The 16,997-nt window shown below is 70.3% G+C and carries 12 protein-coding genes and 1 tRNA gene; 7 read left to right on the forward strand and 6 right to left on the reverse strand.

All coding sequences use genetic code 11. From position 1 onward, the window contains the following. Window positions 1–401: 401 nt before the first annotated feature. On the reverse strand, window positions 402–587 hold the full coding sequence (locus ABZU32_RS06935; RefSeq protein WP_354842792.1) for a DUF5703 family protein: 186 nt from the start codon (window positions 585–587) through the stop codon (window positions 402–404). Window positions 588–800: 213 nt separating this feature from the next. On the opposite strand from ABZU32_RS06935, the gene topA reads away from it, so the two are divergent. Next, window positions 801–3,497: a type I DNA topoisomerase gene (gene topA, locus ABZU32_RS06940; protein ID WP_354918233.1), complete on the forward strand. Its 2,697-nt coding sequence runs from the start codon at window positions 801–803 to the stop codon at window positions 3,495–3,497. Window positions 3,498–3,695: 198 nt separating this feature from the next. On the opposite strand, the gene efeB is transcribed toward topA, so the two are convergent. The 3 genes from efeB to efeU form a co-directional block, all read right to left on the reverse strand. Then, window positions 3,696–4,946: an iron uptake transporter deferrochelatase/peroxidase subunit gene (gene efeB, locus ABZU32_RS06945; RefSeq protein ID WP_354918236.1), complete on the reverse strand. Its 1,251-nt coding sequence runs from the start codon at window positions 4,944–4,946 to the stop codon at window positions 3,696–3,698. A 40-nt stretch (window positions 4,947–4,986) separates the two neighbouring features. Next, window positions 4,987–6,126 carry an iron uptake system protein EfeO gene (efeO, locus tag ABZU32_RS06950; RefSeq protein ID WP_354842783.1) on the reverse strand — a complete coding sequence of 380 codons (1,140 nt, stop codon included), beginning with the start codon at window positions 6,124–6,126 and terminating at the stop codon, window positions 4,987–4,989. A gap of 89 nt (window positions 6,127–6,215) precedes the next feature. Next, the gene (gene efeU, locus ABZU32_RS06955; protein ID WP_354918239.1) at window positions 6,216–7,064 is read right to left on the reverse strand and encodes an iron uptake transporter permease EfeU; all 849 of its coding nucleotides are present in this window, start codon (window positions 7,062–7,064) and stop codon (window positions 6,216–6,218) included. A 598-nt stretch (window positions 7,065–7,662) separates the two neighbouring features. On the opposite strand from efeU, the gene tmk reads away from it, so the two are divergent. Together tmk and ABZU32_RS06965 are read left to right on the forward strand one after the other, a co-directional pair. Continuing rightward, the gene (gene tmk, locus ABZU32_RS06960) at window positions 7,663–9,723 is read left to right on the forward strand and encodes a dTMP kinase (RefSeq protein WP_354918242.1); all 2,061 of its coding nucleotides are present in this window, start codon (window positions 7,663–7,665) and stop codon (window positions 9,721–9,723) included. 10 nt (window positions 9,724–9,733) lie between these two features. After that, entirely contained in the window at window positions 9,734–10,909 is a 1,176-nt protein-coding gene (locus ABZU32_RS06965) for a DNA polymerase III subunit delta' (protein ID WP_354918245.1), read from the forward strand. Between the two features lie 2 nt (window positions 10,910–10,911). Here the strand turns inward: ABZU32_RS06965 and ABZU32_RS06970 are convergent, their stop codons facing one another. Then, a complete protein-coding gene (locus tag ABZU32_RS06970) occupies window positions 10,912–11,412 on the reverse strand; it encodes a MarR family transcriptional regulator (RefSeq protein WP_354918248.1) in 501 nt (166 codons plus the stop codon). Window positions 11,413–11,478: 66 nt separating this feature from the next. On the opposite strand from ABZU32_RS06970, the gene ABZU32_RS06975 reads away from it, so the two are divergent. The 4 genes from ABZU32_RS06975 (at window position 11,479) to ABZU32_RS06990 (ending at window position 16,043) form a co-directional block, all read left to right on the forward strand. Beyond that, complete coding sequence (locus ABZU32_RS06975) at window positions 11,479–13,188, forward strand: FUSC family protein (RefSeq protein ID WP_354918250.1); 1,710 nt, start codon at window positions 11,479–11,481, stop codon at window positions 13,186–13,188. Between the two features lie 118 nt (window positions 13,189–13,306). Further along, window positions 13,307–14,143, forward strand: a complete 837-nt coding sequence (gene ricT / locus ABZU32_RS06980) for a regulatory iron-sulfur-containing complex subunit RicT (protein ID WP_354843173.1) — start codon at window positions 13,307–13,309, stop codon at window positions 14,141–14,143. Window positions 14,144–14,374: 231 nt separating this feature from the next. Further along, window positions 14,375–15,883: an alpha/beta hydrolase gene (locus tag ABZU32_RS06985; RefSeq protein ID WP_354918253.1), complete on the forward strand. Its 1,509-nt coding sequence runs from the start codon at window positions 14,375–14,377 to the stop codon at window positions 15,881–15,883. An 83-nt stretch (window positions 15,884–15,966) separates the two neighbouring features. Further along, window positions 15,967–16,043: transfer RNA gene (locus ABZU32_RS06990), tRNA-Thr, on the forward strand. 222 nt (window positions 16,044–16,265) lie between these two features. Here the strand turns inward: ABZU32_RS06990 and ABZU32_RS06995 are convergent. Then, window positions 16,266–16,640 carry a tyrosine-type recombinase/integrase gene (locus ABZU32_RS06995; RefSeq protein ID WP_354918256.1) on the reverse strand — a complete coding sequence of 125 codons (375 nt, stop codon included), beginning with the start codon at window positions 16,638–16,640 and terminating at the stop codon, window positions 16,266–16,268. Between the last annotated feature and the right edge of the window lie 357 nt (window positions 16,641–16,997).

The raw sequence follows: 16,997 nt of genomic DNA on the forward strand, positions 1-16,997 counted from the left end.
GGTCACCGGATGTCGGTGGGAGGCGCGATCTTCGGCCGATACCGGGTGTGGGTGGGAGCCGCGATGTTCCATCCAGTACCAGGTGTGGGTGGGAAAGCACGTCGGGCGGGCGGTTGGTCACCCGGGGTGTAGGTGGGAGGCGCGATGTTCGACCGGTATCAGGTGTGGGTGGGAAAGCAATGTTCGGTGGGTGGTCGGTTCACAGGGTGTGGGCGGGGAGCGCCTGGTTGGGGTGTCGGCCTGTACCAGGGGTGATCAGGGGGTGGGGGGAGCCGTGTTCGGAGGGCGATCGTGTCCAGGGGGTGGGTCGGTGTGCTGTGTTCGGGGGTGGCGGTTCTTCCCGGGACGGTGTGACGGGAAGTGGGGCGGTGGCCGGGGGGTTACAGTTGCCTGGGCGGCGGCTACAGGGTGCTGGCCACGCGCAGGATCTTGCGGCGCAGCCGTACATGGCGGCGGCCATCGGGATACAACCGCAGGCGGTCCAGCTCCCAGTGTCCGTATTCGGCGTGTTCGGTCAGCACGCGCCGGGCGGCTTCGCGGCTGGTCCCGCGTGGCAGATACAGGTCCAAATAGGAGTACTCGAGCACAGCGGTTAGTCTCCGAAGGGTGTGCAAGGGGACGCTGGCACTCTCTGGGCTCTATTCTGCGTCCTCGTGGGTATCGGGTCCAGGTAGGTGGAACACCGGCAAGTGACCGGGTAGTCCGACGGGGAGAAGTTTCCGGCGGCGGGTTACCTTCATGCCTGTGACGGATCACATCGGCCCGCCTCCCACGGCGGGCGGTGCGGGATCGGCAGGGGAATGACAGCGAACAGCGAGGTAGGAAGCAGCGTGCCAGCCAAGAACGGCAACGCCGGCGGAACCCGCCTGGTGATCGTGGAGTCGCCTGCGAAGGCGAAGACGATCGCCGGGTACCTCGGGCGCGGCTACATCGTGGAGTCCAGCATCGGCCACATTCGAGATTTGCCCGAAAAGGCCGACGACATCCCCGAAAAGTTCAAGGGCGAGGCATGGGCCAGGCTCGGGGTCAACGTGGACAACGAGTTCGAGCCGCTCTACGTCGTCAACCCGGACAAGAAGTCGCAGGTCTCCAAGCTCAAGCAGCTGCTCAAGGACGCCGACGAGCTCTACCTCGCCACCGACGAGGACCGCGAGGGCGAGGCCATCGCCTGGCACCTCCAGGAGGTGCTCAAGCCGAAGGTGCCCGTGCACCGCATGGTGTTCCACGAGATCACGCCGCAGGCCATCCAGGACGCGGTGTCGAATCCGCGCGCCCTCAACCTGCGCCTGGTGGACGCCCAGGAGACCCGGCGCATCCTCGACCGCCTTTACGGCTACGAAGTCAGCCCCGTCCTGTGGAAGAAGGTCAAGCCGCGCCTGTCGGCCGGCCGCGTGCAGTCGGTCGCCACCAGGCTGGTCGTGGAGCGCGAGCGCGAGCGCATCGCCTTCACCTCGGCCGACTACTGGGACCTGCGCGCGCTGTTCGACATCGGCCGCGACGAGGACCCGCGCAGCTTCGGCGCGACCCTGACCTCCCTGGACGGCCGCAAGGTCGCCCAGGGCCGCGACTTCGCCAGCACCGGCACGCTCAAGAGCGCCGAGGTCCTGCACCTCGACGAGCAGGCCGCCCGCGCCCTGTCGCAGCGCTTGGAGAACTCCTCCTACGCGGTCACGTCGGTCGAGAGCAAGCCGTACACGCGGCGGCCGTACGCGCCGTTCCGCACGACCACGCTGCAGCAGGAGGCCAGCCGCAAGCTCGGCTTCTCGGCCAAGTACACGATGCAGGTGGCCCAGAAGCTCTACGAGAACGGCTACATCACCTACATGCGTACCGACAGCACCACGCTGTCGGAGACCGCGCTGGCCGCCGCCAGGAGCCAGGCGGTGCGGCTGTACGGCGCGCAGTACGTCCCGGACAAGCCCAGGGTGTACGCGAGCAAGGTGAAGAACGCCCAGGAGGCCCACGAGGCGATCAGGCCCTCCGGGGACGAGTTCCGCACGCCGGGGGAGACCGGGCTCAGCGGTGACATGTTCCGCCTGTACGAGCTGATCTGGCAGCGCACGGTGGCCTCCCAGATGAAGGACGCCGTCGGCGAGTCGGTGAGCGTCCGCATCGCCGGCACCTCCAGCACCGGCGAGAAGGCCGAGTTCAGCGCCTCCGGCCGGACGATCACCTTCTACGGCTTCCTCAAGGCGTACGTGGAGGGGGCCGACGACCCCTCGACCGACCGTGACGACTCGGTCAGCCGCCTGCCCAACCTCGCCCAGGGCGACGCGCTGACGGCGCTGGAGCTGGAGGCCGAGGGCCACTCGACCCGCCCGCCGGCCCGCTTCACCGAGGCTTCGCTGGTCAAGGAGCTTGAGGACCGCGAGATCGGACGCCCGTCGACGTACGCGTCGATCATCGGGACGATCCTCGACCGGGGGTATGTGTTCAAGAAGGGGACGGCGCTGGTGCCGTCGTTCCTGGCCTTCGCCGTGGTCAACCTCCTCGAGCGGCACTTCGGCAACCTGGTCGACTACGACTTCACCGCCGAGATGGAGAAGGTCCTCGACGACATCGCCAACGCCCGCGCCGAGCGGGTGCCCGAGCTGCGCCGGTTCTACTACGGCGACCAGGGCGACGACGGGCTGAAGGAGCTGGTCAGCGACCTCGGCGAGATCGACGCGCGTGAGATCAGCTCGTTCTCGATCAGGGGCACCGACATCGTCATCCGGGTCGGCCGGTACGGGCCGTACCTGGACCGGGACGGCGCCCGGGTCAACGTGCCCGAGGACCTCGCGCCCGACGAGCTCACCGCCGACAGGGCCGAGGAGCTGTTCACCCAGCCGAGCGGCGAGCGTCAGCTCGGCACCGACCCGGCCACCGGGCGGGTGATCGTCGCGAAGTCCGGGCGTTTCGGCCCGTACGTGACCGAGATCCTGCCCGAGGAGGAGCCGCCGCCCGCCGAGGGCACCAAGCGCAAGGCGAAGAAGGACGTCGCCAAGCCGCGCACGGGTTCGCTGCTCAAGTCCATGTCGCTGGACACGATCACGCTGGACGACGCGCTGAAGCTGCTGTCGCTGCCGCGTGCGCTGGGCGAGATCGACGGCGAGGAGGTCACGGCGCAGAACGGCAGGTTCGGCCCCTACATCAAGAAGGGGACGGACTCCCGGTCGCTGGCCTCGGAGGACGAGCTGTTCACGGTCACGATCGACCAGGCCAAAGAGCTGTTCGCGCAGCCCAAGACGCGGGGCAGGGGCCGTGCGGCCGCCGCTCCGCCGCTGCGTGAGCTCGGTGTGGACCCGGTCTCCAAGCAGCCGGTCGTGGTCAAGGAGGGCCGTTTCGGCCCGTACGTGACCGACGGCGAGACCAACGCGTCGCTGCGCAAGGACGACTCGGTGGAGCAGATCACGATCGAGCGTGCCGCCGAGTTGCTGGCCGAGCGCCGCGCCCGGGGTCCGGCGCCGAAGCGCCCGCGCGCCAAGGCGGGGGCGAAGGCCGGCGCCAAGTCGTGAGATACCGGGGTGTGTGAGCGGGGCGTCGCCGATACGGCGGCGCCCCGGTCGCGTTCGCGGACCCGGTCTCGTTCGCGGACCCGGTCTCGTTCGCGGCCCCGGTCTCCTTCGTGGCCCCGGTGGACGCCCGCGCCGCGCAAGCCGGGCTCCTTCGCGGGGCCACGGCGGGCGCTGCGGGCTCAGGCGAACGCTGCGGGCTCAGGCGAACAGGGTGCGGCCCCAGTAGTCGCCGGCGTCGCGCAGGCCGGGAGGGCAGGCGAACAGGGCGCTGGAGACGTGCTTGATGTACTCGTTCAGCTTGTCCTTGCGCGCCAGCTCCATCTGGATCGGCACGAACTGCTTGTGCGGGTCGCGCTGGTAGGCGATGAAGAACAGCCCCGCGTCGAGCCGTCCGAGCCCGTCGGAGCCGTCCACGTAGTTGTAGCCCCGGCGCAGCAGGTGGGCGTTCCCGTGCGTGGACGGGTGCGCGAGCCGGACGTGGGAGTCCATCGGGATCATCGGCGTGCCGTCGGGCTTCTTGGCCGCGAAGTCGAGCTGGTCGAACTCCTTCTTCTTGCCCAGTGGCGCGCCCTCGCCCTTGTCGCGGCCGAAGATGTCCTGCTGCTCGGACAGCGAGGTCCGGTCCCAGGTCTCGATGTTCATGCGGATCTTGCGGGTCACCATGTAGCTGCCGCCGGCCATCCACGCGGGGCCGTCCCCGGGGGCCACCCAGAGCTGGTCGCGCAGCAGGGCGGCGTCCTCCAGCTTGAGGTTGGCGGTCCCGTCCTTGAAGCCCATGAGGTTGCGCGGGGTGGCCTGGGCGCGCGAGGTGGAGGACGTGCGGCCGAAGCCGAGCTGGGACCAGCGGACCGACACCTTGCCGAAGCCGATGCGGGCGAGGTTGCGCACCGCGTGCACGGCGACTTGCGGGTCGTGGGCGCACGCCTGGATGCAGATGTCGCCGCCGGAGATCTCCGGCCGCAGGTCCTCGCCGGGGAACTTCGGCAGGTCGGCCAGCGCGGCGGGCTTCTTGGCGGCCAGCCCGAACCGGTCGTCGAACAGGGAGGGCCCGAAGCCGATGGTGATCGTCAGCCCGGACGCGGGCAGACCCAGTGCCTCGCCGGTGTCGTCGGGCGGGGCCTCCACGGCGCCGCCGACCGCGCCGAACGTCCCGGCGTCCTTGCCCTGGGCCATCCGCGCGGCCGCGGCCGTCCATTCCTGCAGGAGGTCGACGAGCTCGGCGCGATTCTTGGTGATGACGTCGAAGCTCACGAAGTGCAGGCGGTCCTGCGCGGGCGTGACAATGCCGGCCTGGTGCTCGCCGTAGAAGGACACCGGGTCGGAGGTGGAGGCGGCGGCCGCGGGGGCGGGCCCTTCCATGACGCTGCGGGTGGCGAACGCGCCCGCGCCGGCGGCCGCGACGCCCGCCGCGCCGATGCCGAGGAGCCTGCGCCGGTTCATCTGCGTCATCGGACCTCTCCTGCCCGGGCGCGGCGGCGGCGGACGCGCGTCACTTGGCCACCACCGCGGCGACCCTGCTGATGGGCTCGGCCAGCGCGTTGATCGCGTCGGAGAGCTCCTTGAGGTCTTCCTTGGACAGGTCGGTGTGCAGCTTCCAGCCGTCGCCGTCGTGGTGCTTCTCCAGCGTCGCCTCGGCGGCGGCGAACTTCTCGTCCAGGGTCTTGGCCAGGGCGGGGTCGCGCTCGTCCAGGACGGGGCGCAGCGCGGCGACCGCGGCCTGCGAGCCTTCGAGGTTGGCGGCGAAGTCCCACAGGTCGGTGTGGGAGTAGCGGTCCTCCTCGCCGGTGATCTTCCCGGTGGCGACCTCGTCGAGGAGCTCCTTGGCGCCGTTGGCGAGCTTGAGCGGCGGCACCTTCTCCGACGATGCCAGCTCGACGATCTTCTTCACGTCCGCCATCAGCTTGTCGGCGACGGGGCCGTCCTTGCTGATGTCCTTGGTGATCCACAGATCCTTCTCGATCTTGTGGAACCCGGTCCACTCCTCGCCCTTGGCCAGGTCGCCCTCGCGGGCGTCGATGGCGGGGTCGAGGTCGCCGAAGCTCTCGGCGACCGGTTCGATGCGCTCCCAGTACGTCCGCGCGACCGGGAACAGCTTCTTGGCCTTGTCCATGTCGCCCGCCTTCACGGCGTCCACGAACTCCTGGGTCTTGGTGAGCAGCGTGCCGGCCTGGCTCTTGACGTACCGCTGGTAGTCGGTGGTGGCCTGGGCGAGCTTGGCGTCGCCGCTGAGCGGCGCGGCGGCGCCGCTCACCTTGAGCGGGTTGCGGATGCCCTTGCCGATCATGCCCGGCTTGCAGGCGGTCTCGTAGGTGCCGGCGGGCAGTTCGATGAGGACCTCACGGGTGAGGCCGGGGACGACGTTCTCCACCTCGCCCATGACGCGGTCGCCCGCCGCGTAGACGTAGAACTCGGTGACCTTGGTGCCGCCGTTGGTCACCGCGAAGGTCGAGGTGCCGGCGGGCAGGTCGGTCGCCGAGACCTTGCAGTCGGTGTCGGAGGCGGCGACGCTGATCTTGCCCGGCTTTCCCCCTGCCTGGGCGGAGGTGTCCGCGCCGCCGCCCGTCGAGGAACACGCGGTGAGCCCCGCCAAGGCCAGCGCGCCGGCGGTGAGGACGAGGGGGGTGCGCATGATTCTCCAGAGATGGTCGAGGTGGTGCGGCCGGGACGTGGCGCGGCGGGGACGTCTGTTCATGAGATGGCGTCTGGTCATGGGGAGCGTCACGAGGAGGTGGACGCGGGTGTCGCGGACGGCGCGCGGGAGGCGTCCTTCTTGCGGGGCGGCACGAGGAACAGCACCAGCACCGGCACGAGGTAGGCGACCCAGGCGATCGTCTCGAGGATGGTGGGCTGCGGGGTGAAGTTGAACATGCCGCTCAGCAGCGTGGTGTACCAGGCGTCCGGGGGAAGGGCGCCGGACAGGTCGAACGCGGGAGCGGTCAGAACCTGCACCACGCCGGACTCGATGAGGTCGTGGACGCCGTACTTGAAGATGCCGGCCGCCACGATGATCAGCAGCAGGCCGGTCCAGGTGAAGAACTTGGTCAGGTTGATGCGCAGCGCGCTCGCGTACAGGGCCCAGCCGAGCACGACGGCGGTGAGCAGGCCCAGGCAGATGCCGATCAGCGGGGACGCGCTGGTGGTGGCGCCCTGTGCGGCGGCGAAGAAGAGCAGCGCGGTCTCGAGGCCCTCGCGCGCCACCGCGAGGAAGGCCATCACGACGACGGCGGTCGCGCCGAGGTTGAGCGCCTCGGTCAGCTTGGCGCGCAGGTCGCCGGACATGCGGCGGGCCGCCGTCCGCATCCAGAAGATCATGAAGGTGACGAAGACGGTGGCGGCCAGCGAGGCGATCGCGTCGAAGAACTCGTGCGAGCGCGAGTCGAGGTTGGCGGCGGTGAAGGTGAGCAGCGCGCCGAAGCCCACCGACAGTGCGACGGCGGCGGCGACCCCGGCCCACACGAGCGGCAGCCGTTCCCGCCGGTCGCTCTTGACGAGGAAGGCGACAAGGATCGACACGACAAGGGTCGCCTCAAGGCCCTCTCGAAGACCGATGAGATAACTGGCGAACACCGCTGCTCCTCGACGCTTGCTTAGCCTTACCTAAATTAGGACAGACTTACCTTAGCCTTGGCAAGAGCGCACCCGTCAGCAGGGGCGCCCCTTTTATCGACGGCAGGGAAGGCCGGCCGGCGCCTCCTCGGCATCCCGTTCCCCGTGGCCGGCGCGGGAACGCGTCCGGGTCGGCAAAGCCTGGAGGCCGCCGACGTCCGCCCGGCGGGCGCATACGTTCGGGAGAACGTCATCTCGAGGCGAGTGTCTGTTCACCGTGGGGAGGCTGCCCGAGATGTGCCGTACGTACCTCCGGAGCGGGCGATTTCTCCCACTCCGGGAGCGGCATGCAGGTCGCGGGAGGCTCTCTGTGGCGCAGAGGTGACACTTGAGTGGCCTGAATGCCATCCGGTGCCTGTGAGATCATCCAGCGATCGACCGCACGCGCCGGGCGGGGCCGGGTCCGCGCTCGTGGAACCAGGAACCTGTCCTACTTTTCGCCACATCTTTCCTGCGAGGGGCAGGGACTGGTAATACCCTCAGGTGAGGACCACGCGGGCGAATCCGTCTTGCGTTCGATCCGCCCCATGCCCAGCGAGCACCTGGATACGCTGACATCATGACCACCTCCGGCCGGTCCGCCTCGCGTCGCAGACCTCCCCACGTGCTGGCGAACGCCCCCTTCCGCCGGCTGTGGACGGCCATGGCGGTGTGCAGCCTGGGTGACTGGCTCAACATCATCGCGATCACCGCGTTCGCGGCGTACCTGACCCAGGGGGCGGGGTACAAGGCGCAGAGCCTCGCCATCGGCGGCGTCTTCGTCGTCAAGATGCTGCCCGCCATCGTGCTGGGGCCGCTCGCGGGCGCGTTCGCCGACCGGTTCGACCGGCGCCTCACCATGTTCCTGGCCGACCTCGCGCGCTTCGCGCTCGTGCTGTCGATCCCGCTGGTCGGCAGCTACCAGTGGATCATCATCGCGACGTTCCTCGTCGAGTGCGTGAACCTGTTCTGGGTGCCCGCCAAGGACGCCACCGTCCCGAACCTCGTGCCCAAGGACCGCCTGGAGGAGGCCAACCAGCTCAATCTGCTGGTCACCTACGGCACCGCGCCGGTGGCCGCGGCGCTGTTCGCCGTGCTGTCGGTCAGCGTCGAGGTGCTCGGCAAGGCGGTCCCGAGCATGGCCCTGGAGCCCGCCCACCCCGCGCTCATCGTCAACGCCCTGGCCTACCTGGTCTCCGCGTTCCTGATCTTCACGCTCCGCAGCATCCCCAAGGGCCACACCGCCGCGGTCGCCACCCCGTCGGTGCTGCGGCAGATCGTCGACGGCTGGCGCTTCGTCGGCGGCAACCGCATGGTCCGCGGGCTGGTCATCGGGATGCTCGGCGCGTTCGCCGCGGGCGGGGCGGTCATCGGCGTCGCCAAGGTGTACGTCGTGGCGCTCGGCGGCGGGGACGCCGCGTACGGCACGGTCTTCGCCGCCGTCTTCCTCGGCATGGCGTCCGGCATCTTCTTCGGCCCCCGGCTGCTGCGCGAGCTGTCGCGGCGGCGCCTGTTCGGGCTGGCGATCGTCACGGCCGGCGTCGTGCTGGCCGGCACCGCGCTCATCCACAACCTGGTCATCGTCGTCATGCTGGTCGTCGTGCTCGGCGCCTGCGCTGGCATCGCCTGGATCATCGGGTACACGCTCATCGGCCTGGAGGTCGAGGACGGCATCCGCGGCCGCACCTTCTCCTTCCTGCAGTCCATGGCCCGGGTGACCCTGCTGCTCGTGGTCGCCGTCGCCCCGGCCCTCGCCGGCGTGTTCGGCACCCACGTCATCACGCTCGGCGCCCACCTGGACTACCACTTCGACGGTCCGAACCTCGTCATGCTCATCGGGGCGTTCGTCGCGATCGTCGTCGGCGCGCTCGCGCTGCGCCACATGGACGACCGGCGCGAGGTGTCCATCACCTCCGACCTGATGGCCGCCTTCCGCGGCGAGCGGTACGTGTCCGAACCCGCCGAGCTGTCGCACGGCCTGTTCATCGCCTTCGAGGGCGGCGAGGGGTCGGGCAAGACCACCCAGTCGCGGCTGATCGCCATCTGGCTGCGCGACCAGGGCTTCGACGTGGTGCAGACCCGCGAGCCGGGCTCCACCAAGGTCGGCATGCGGCTGCGGGCCATCCTGCTCGACTCGGCGCACCAAGGGCTGTCCGCGCGGTCGGAGACCCTGCTGTACGCGGCCGACCGCGCCGAGCACGTCGAGAAGGTCATCCGGCCCGCCCTGCACCGCGGGGCGATGGTCGTCTGCGACCGGTACGTCGACTCCTCGCTCGCCTACCAGGGCGCGGGGCGCGAGCTCGACCAGCAGGACGTCGCCAAGGTGAACTCCTGGGCCACCAGCGGGCTCGTCCCCGACCTGACCGTGCTGATCGACGTGCCGCCGTCGGTGGGGCTGACGCGCATGGCCTCGCCGGCCGACCGCATCGAGGCCGAGCCGCTGGAGTTCCACGAGCGGGTGCGCCGGGAGTTCCGCGCGCTGGCCGCCGCCGAGCCCGACCGCTACCTCGTCGTGGACGGGCAGCGCACGCAGCAGGAGATCTCCCTGCTGATCCAGGACCGCGTCCGGGAGATCCTGCCCGACCCGGTCCCCCAGGAGACCGAGGCCATCACCGGCACGATGCCCGCCATCCGCGACTAGTCTTGCCTGCGTGACGGTCTTCGACGACCTGGTCGGCCAGGACGAGGCTGCGGACGTTCTCGGACGTGCCGCCGCGGCCGCCGCCGAGGCCCTCGCGGGAGGGCGCGGCGCCGGCATGACGCACGCCTGGCTGTTCACCGGTCCCCCCGGGTCGGGCCGTTCGGAGGCCGCCAGGGCGTTCGCCGCGGCGCTGCTCTGTCCCGACCAGGGCTGCGGCCACTGCGACCTGTGTCACCAGGTCGCCATCGGCTCCCACCCCGACGTCGAGACCGTGCGGCCCGAAGGGCTGTCGTACAGCGTCAAGCAGACGCGCGAGCTCGTGCTCCGCGCGGCGGGCGCCCCGACGCTCGGCCGGTGGCGGGTCATCCTGTTCGAGGACGCCGACCGCTCCACCGAGGCGGCCGCCAACGCGCTGCTCAAGGCCATCGAGGAGCCGCCGCCGCGCACGGTGTGGCTGCTGTGCGCGCCGTCCCCGGACGACATGGTGATCACAATCCGGTCCCGGTGCCGGGTGGTCACCCTGCTCACGCCTTCGACGGCGGCCGTCGCGCACGTCCTGGCCACGCGCGACGGTGTCGCGCCCGAGGTGGCGGAGTTCGCCGCGCGGGCCACCCAGGGGCACATCGGCCGGGCGCGGCGGCTGGCCCTGGACGAGGAGGTACGGCGCCGGCGCGAGGCCGTCCTGTCGCTGCCGCGTTCGCTCACCGGCGTCGGCGAGTGCGTCGACGCCGCCGAACGCCTGGTCAAGACCTCCGCCGAGGACGCCGAGGAGGCCACCGCGCACCTCAACGAGGCCGAGACCACCGAGCTGCGCAAGATCTACGGCGAGGGCTCGTCGGGCAAGGGCCTCAACAGGGGGCTGGTGCGCGGCGGCGCCGGGGCGATCAAGGAGCTGGAGGACCGGCAGAAGTCGCGCGCGACGCGCATCAAGCGCGACTCGCTCGACGTCGCCCTGCTGGACCTGGTCGCCTTCTACCGCGACGTCCTGGCCGTCCAGTTCGGGGCCGAGGTGGAACTGTCCACCGAAGACCGCAGGGCCGACCTGGTCGCGCTGGCGCGGTCGAGCCCGCCCGAGGACACCCTGCGGCGCATCGACGCGATCATGCTCTGTCGCGAGCGGCTGGCCGCCAACGTCAACCCCCAGATCGCCGTCGAGGCGATGGCCGTCTCCCTCTGGCGCCCCTGACCTCAGGCCGGCCCGGTCGCCTGGATCGTCGACTCCGACGGTGACGGCGACGGTGTCGGGCCGGGAGGGAGGCTTGCGTCGGCGAGTCGTTCCATGAGCTCGCCGGCGAGGTGCAGGATACGGCGCTCCGCCGGAGACAGATGGTGCTCCATCGCCCGGCCCAGCCACGCGTCCCGGTAGGACATGTCACGCACGAGGGCGGCCATGCCCTCGGGCCTGAGGGTGATCAAGGACTGGCGTCCGTCGCCCGGGTCGCGTTCGCGGGCGACCAGCCCCTCGCGTTGCAGCTCGGCCAGGACGCGGGTCATCGACTGCGCCTGCACGCGTTCCAGCTCGGCGATCGCCTTGGGCGTCATGCCGCCCCGGTGGTACAGATGCGAAAGGACGCTGAGCTTCGCGCTGCTCAAGACCCCTTCCGGCCGTTCGGCCCGCAGCCGCCTGGCCAGCCGCATCGCTCCCCGCCGTACCGCCGAGACCTCGGCCCGCACATCGTCCTCTTCCACGATCAGATAATACGCTTTCCCGTACTATCTAGCCGTCAATCGCGAGAATCTGATACGTACATGCTTATGAGTTGGCGCATACGCTTCGGCCGCCGGTCCCTGCTGCCGGACCGCTTCGCGGTGTTCCACGGGTTCCGCGCGTTCGTCGCCGCCGTGGGGACGTTCGCCACGCTCGCCGTCCTCGCCCGCTGGGTCCACGCGTCGTCCGGTGTGCTCGTCCTCGGTGTGGTGATCGCCTTCTCCCTGGACCGGGTGTCCCGTGGCGGGGCCGGCTGGAAGAGTCCGCTGGTGATCCTCGGGCTCCCGGCGGTGACGGCCTGCGTGGCGGTCGTCGGTGCGCTCATGCTCGTCAGTCCCCTGGCGGGGAGCGCCCTGTTCGTCGTGCTCGTCTTCGTGTCGATCCACCTGCGGCGGTACGGCCACGCCGCGTCGGCGTTCGGGCGGTTGATGGCGCTGCCCCTGCTGGGCCTGTTCATGGCGCCGGTCCCGGTCGGCGGCGACCCGCTCGCCGCGCTGGGCTGGTCGGCGGTGGCGGCGCTCGTCGCGGTCGCGTGGAACGGCGTCGCGGCCGTAGCCATGGCGCGCCTGCGTCCCCGACCGGCGCCTCCCGGCGACGGGACGACCGCCGTCCCACTCCCGTCGCCGTCGCCGTCGCCGTCCCCGCTCTCGTCCTCGGCGGCGGCGTCGGGGTCCGTGCACACCCGGCTGGCCGCGCAGTCGGCGCTGGCCCTGGCGCTCGCCTTCACGGCCGGCCATCTGCTCTTCCCCGCCCACTGGCCCTGGACGGTGGTCACGGCCCTGGTGGTCACCATCGGAGCCCGGTCGCGGGGCCACGTCCTGCACAAGGGTGCCCAGCGCTTCGCCGGCGCCCTGGCCGGGGCGGGCACGGCGACGTTGATCGCCGGTCCGGTCACGGGGCACCCGGTGGCGGCGGTCGTGGGGATCTTCGCGTACCTGCTGGTGGGACTGATCCTCCGCCAGGTGGACTACGCGTACTGGTCGTTCTGTATGACCAGCATGCTCGCCCTGCTGTACGGGCTGCTCGGCCAGGCCGGTCCGGCGTTCCTCGGCGGGCGTCTGCTGCAGATCGTGCTCGGCACCGTCTGCGCGGTCCTCCCGGCGTTCGTCCTGCTGCCGATCAGAACCGAGGCCGTCGTGCGCCGGAATCTGTCGCGCACACTGGAGGCGCTCGGCGATCTTCTGCAAGGCCCGCCGGATCAGGAGAAGCGCGCGCGGTTCGACGAACAGGCCGCGGCGCTGAAGATCGCCGCCGAGCCTCTGGTCGCCCTTCGGCGCGTCCTGCGGCCGTTGGTCCCCGTGCTGCCCGCGCACCGGACCCGTCCGGGGCTGGCGGAATGCGCGGAAGACCTGGCCGCATGCGGCGACCCGGTCGCCACGCTCACCGCCCCGCCACCGCCCCGTTCGTTCTCCACTCCTTCGGTGACCGCGGCACCCGTCATCCCGCCCGCCGCAGCGGAGCCCGGTCCGTCCTCCGGCCCGTCCCACCGCGCGGCCCGGATCGCGTTGCGCAGGAACATCGGAGCCATCCGGCTGACTCTGGGCCGTCGCCCCGCTCCCGCGTGGGTGCCCGTCGAACTCGCGCCGCTCGACCAGGAGCAGCCGGCGGGCCAGGGCGCCGATCCGGTGCTGCGGGCCCTGGTCGAGCTGGAAGGCAGGCTGCGGTCGGTGCACGCCACCCTCACCGCCGGCCACGGCGCCTCCGGCATCCCTGGCGCCGCCGCCGCGGCGGACGCCCCCGCCGCCGCACCGCGATGAGCGGCGCCGCCCCGAAGGGTTGCCTCCTGCGACCGATCTGCGCGTAATGTGGGCCAGAAGCGCGCAGGCGCTGGCCGTACCGGGCGTGACGGCGAGGAGGCGGAGGCGTTCCGTGGGCATGATCATGGCCGTGAGCTTCACCCGCTACGGACGGCTCTACTATCTCGATCCGGGCGACCACAGTCCCAAGGTCGGCGACAAGGTCCTCGTGCCGACCGAGGCCGGGGCGGAAGTGGCCGAGTGCGTGTGGGCGCCGCAATGGGTGAGCGACGACGTCGAGGGCCTGCCCGTCTGCGCGGGCATCGCCGGCGAAGACCACCTTGAGCGGGACGAGGGCAACCGGCGGCGGCGCGCCGAGGCCCGCAGCGTGTCCAAGCGCCTCATCAAACGGCACGAGCTACCGATGAAGATCGTCGGTGTCGACTACCTCGACGCCGAGAACGTCTACACCGTGTACTTCTCGGCTCCGCACCGGGTGGACTTCCGCGCCCTGGTCCGCGATCTCGCCCGCAACCTGCGAGCGCGCGTGGAGCTGCGCCAGATCGGCCCGCGCGACGAGGCCCGCCTCCAGGGCGGCATCGGCCCCTGCGGCCGTGACCTGTGCTGCGCCACCTTCCTCAAGGACTTCGAACCCGTCTCGGTCCGCATGGCCAAAGACCAGGACCTTCCGGTCAATCCGCTCCGCATCGCGGGGGCCTGCGGGCGGCTGATGTGCTGCCTGAAGTACGAGCACCCGCTGTACCAGGAGTTCCGTTCGGCGGCGCCGCGCGTGGGGGCGGCGGTCGACACGCCCGAAGGGGAAGGCACGGTCATCGGCCACAACGTGCCCTCCGACTCGGTCGTCGTGCGCCTGAACGACGGGGGACGCCGGTGCGCCTGCTCCCGGGCGAGCGTGTGCTCGCCGCGCCAGCAGCACGACGCGAGGTACGGCGGACGGGATACCGTCGAGGAGTGAAAGCCCACGTGGGCGGGGTACAACCAAGACGCCGTGCGGTTGATCGACAGCCGGCGTCGCACAACGGGGGAACGGCCCGCGGGGCCTCTGTGACAGAGGCCGGCGGGCATCAGCGGCAAGGGCCCGCCGACGGGCCCGCCGCGACGAAGACGTCTACAACGGGGGATGGGTGGCGGCGCGATGATGCGCTTTTCCGGCGCTAGCCGTACGGCTACCGCATTTGTGGCGGCGATGCTGTTCGCCTCGGCCTGCTCGGCGACGGGCGACGCGGGCAACCGCGCGGACGGGCCGACCTCGACCGGTGGGGACGCCGCCAAGGCCCCCTCGGCCGCGCTCGCGCCCTACTACGGGCAGAAGATCGCGTGGACGGACTGCAAGAACGGCTTCCAGTGCGGCAAGCTCGAAGTGCCCCTGGACTACGCGGCCCCGTCCGGCGACCGCATCCCGATCAGCGTGATCCGCCTCCCCGCGACCGGGAAGCAGCGCATCGGGTCCATCATCCTCAACCCGGGCGGACCGGGCGGCTCCGGCATCGAGTACGCCCGCGCCGCCAAGACCGTGCTGACGCCCGCCATCCTCGCCCGGTTCGACACGGTCGGCTTCGACCCGCGCGGCGTCGGGGAGTCCGCGCCGGTCCACTGCCTGTCCGGCCCCCAACTCGACAAGTTCATCGGGCTGGACGGCACGCCCGACGACTCCGCCGAGGTCAAGGAGCTCGCCAAGGGCGCCAAGGACTTCGCCGAAGGCTGCCAGGCCAAGTCGGCCAAGCTCCTCCCGCACGTCGGCACCGCCGACGCCGCCCGCGACATGGACGTCCTGCGCGCCGTCCTCGGCGACCAGGGCATGACGTACCTGGGCAAGTCGTACGGCACCTACCTGGGCACCGTCTACGCCGACCTGTTCCCGAAGAAGGTGCGCGCCCTGGTGCTGGACGGCGCCATCGACCCCGCCCTCGCCCCGGTCCCGACGGTCAACGCCGCCCAGGCGCGCGGCTTCGAGGTCGCGTTCCGCTCCTTCCTCGCCGACTGCTTCAACCAGACCACCTGCCCGTTCTCCCCGAAGAACACCGACGCCGCGCTCGCGCAGCTGACCACCCTGCTGAAGAGCACCGACGAGCACCCGCTCCGCAACAACACCGGCGACGGCCGCAAGATCGACGAGTCGTGGACGACCCTCGGCATCGTCACAGCCCTGTACGACAAGCGCTCCTGGCCCGTGCTCCGCACCGCCCTCGCCCAGGCCTTCCGCGGGGACGGCACCACCCTGCTGCGGCTGGCCGACATCCTGGTCGACCGCCACCAGGACGGCAGCTACTCCAACCAGACCGAGGCCAACATGGCCGTCAACTGCATCGACCACCCCTACCCGCGAGACACCGCCGCCTACGAGGACGCCGCCCGCGCGGCGCAGAAGGAGTCCCCGCACTTCGGCGCCTACGTCATGTGGGGATCCCTGCCGTGTGAATACTGGCCGGCCAAGCCCACCGGCACCGACAAGCCGCTGAAGGCCGCCGGCTCCCCGCCCATCCTCGTCGTCGGCACCCAGCGCGACCCCGCCACGCCGTACGAGTGGGCCAAGGCACTGGCCTCGCAGCTGTCCTCAGGGGTGCTCCTCAGCTACGACGGCGACGGCCACACCGCCTACCGCACCGGCTCGAGCTGCATCGACGCCGCCGTCGACCGCTACCTGCTGACCTTGACCACGCCCAAGACCGGCACCCTCTGCCCCAAGGTCACCTGACCCCGCCATCCGCCCGCCACCGACGTGAGCGAGAACGCCCGGAAACCTGTAGACTTCCACACGCTGCGGGTACCCCGTGGCACGCCGCCTTAGCTCAGTCGGCCAGAGCGACGCACTCGTAATGCGTAGGTCAAGGGTTCGATTCCCTTAGGCGGCTCCAGCTCAGAGGCCCCTCCCAAGATCAGGAGGGGCCTCGTTGCTTACACTCTTGCTAACGCGGCCTGGTCGTTCGAGATCTCACTTTTAGCATTTTGGGCTAGATCTCACTTTCGCCGTAATCGGTTATTCGAAAAATCTCGCACAGATGTCTTAGTGATGTCATATTGCTAATCCCCTCCTTCTGTTAGATATTTTACTTCTGCGATGATTATTTGCGCACAGTCTAAAAAATTCGAGCTGTCTCCGCAGACCGGATGACGTGGGCATATACCCGAAGGGTGATGGCAGGGTCGGCATGACCTGGCCGGGCCGCTACCACGTGCACAGGGACGCTGGCCAAGAGAAGTGTGGTCGCGTGAATATGGCGAAGATCGTGTAGGCGTGCGTACGGGAGTGATTCCGCCGGCGGGTTGTCCCTTTTTGGCTTGTTGTAGGTATTGATGAGGTCGCGCATCAGGCCAGTCACCGTGTCCGGGTAGATGGGTACTCCCCAGCATCTCGCGGTCTGGTCTGGTCTGGTTCGGGCAGAGGGGTTCGGGGAGCGGGCGGGCGGTGAATGTTTCATCTCGGGATCGATGATCTTCAGGTGGCGTCCCATGTGACTCGGAGGCACCACCCGCGGCCGAGCCCCACGTCAAGGCGCGGTCACCCGCGTGAGGCGCCCCCGTCGCCGGACCTGGCGTGCCGCCCGCCATTGGACGGCTTCGGTGAGCGGGCAATCCGATATGCCACATTCGCCGGAAGTCGTGACAATATTTCTGACAGCATTGTCAGAGAGGTGCTGTTCATTCCTGATGGACTCTGTCGCATTTGCTGATCTGGCAGCGAACGGACCTCGCGGGGTGCGGTCGGCGGCGCCGTACCTCGAGCCCGGGCCGCGCCGTCGCCGCAATGCGCCGGCCGGCTTCTCGGTGGTGACCGCGCACCGCGGTCCCGCCGGCGCCGCGCGAGACCC

This window comes from Sphaerisporangium sp. NPDC005288, from assembly GCF_040607475.1.
Lineage (GTDB): Bacteria > Actinomycetota > Actinomycetes > Streptosporangiales > Streptosporangiaceae > Sphaerisporangium > Sphaerisporangium rhizosphaerae.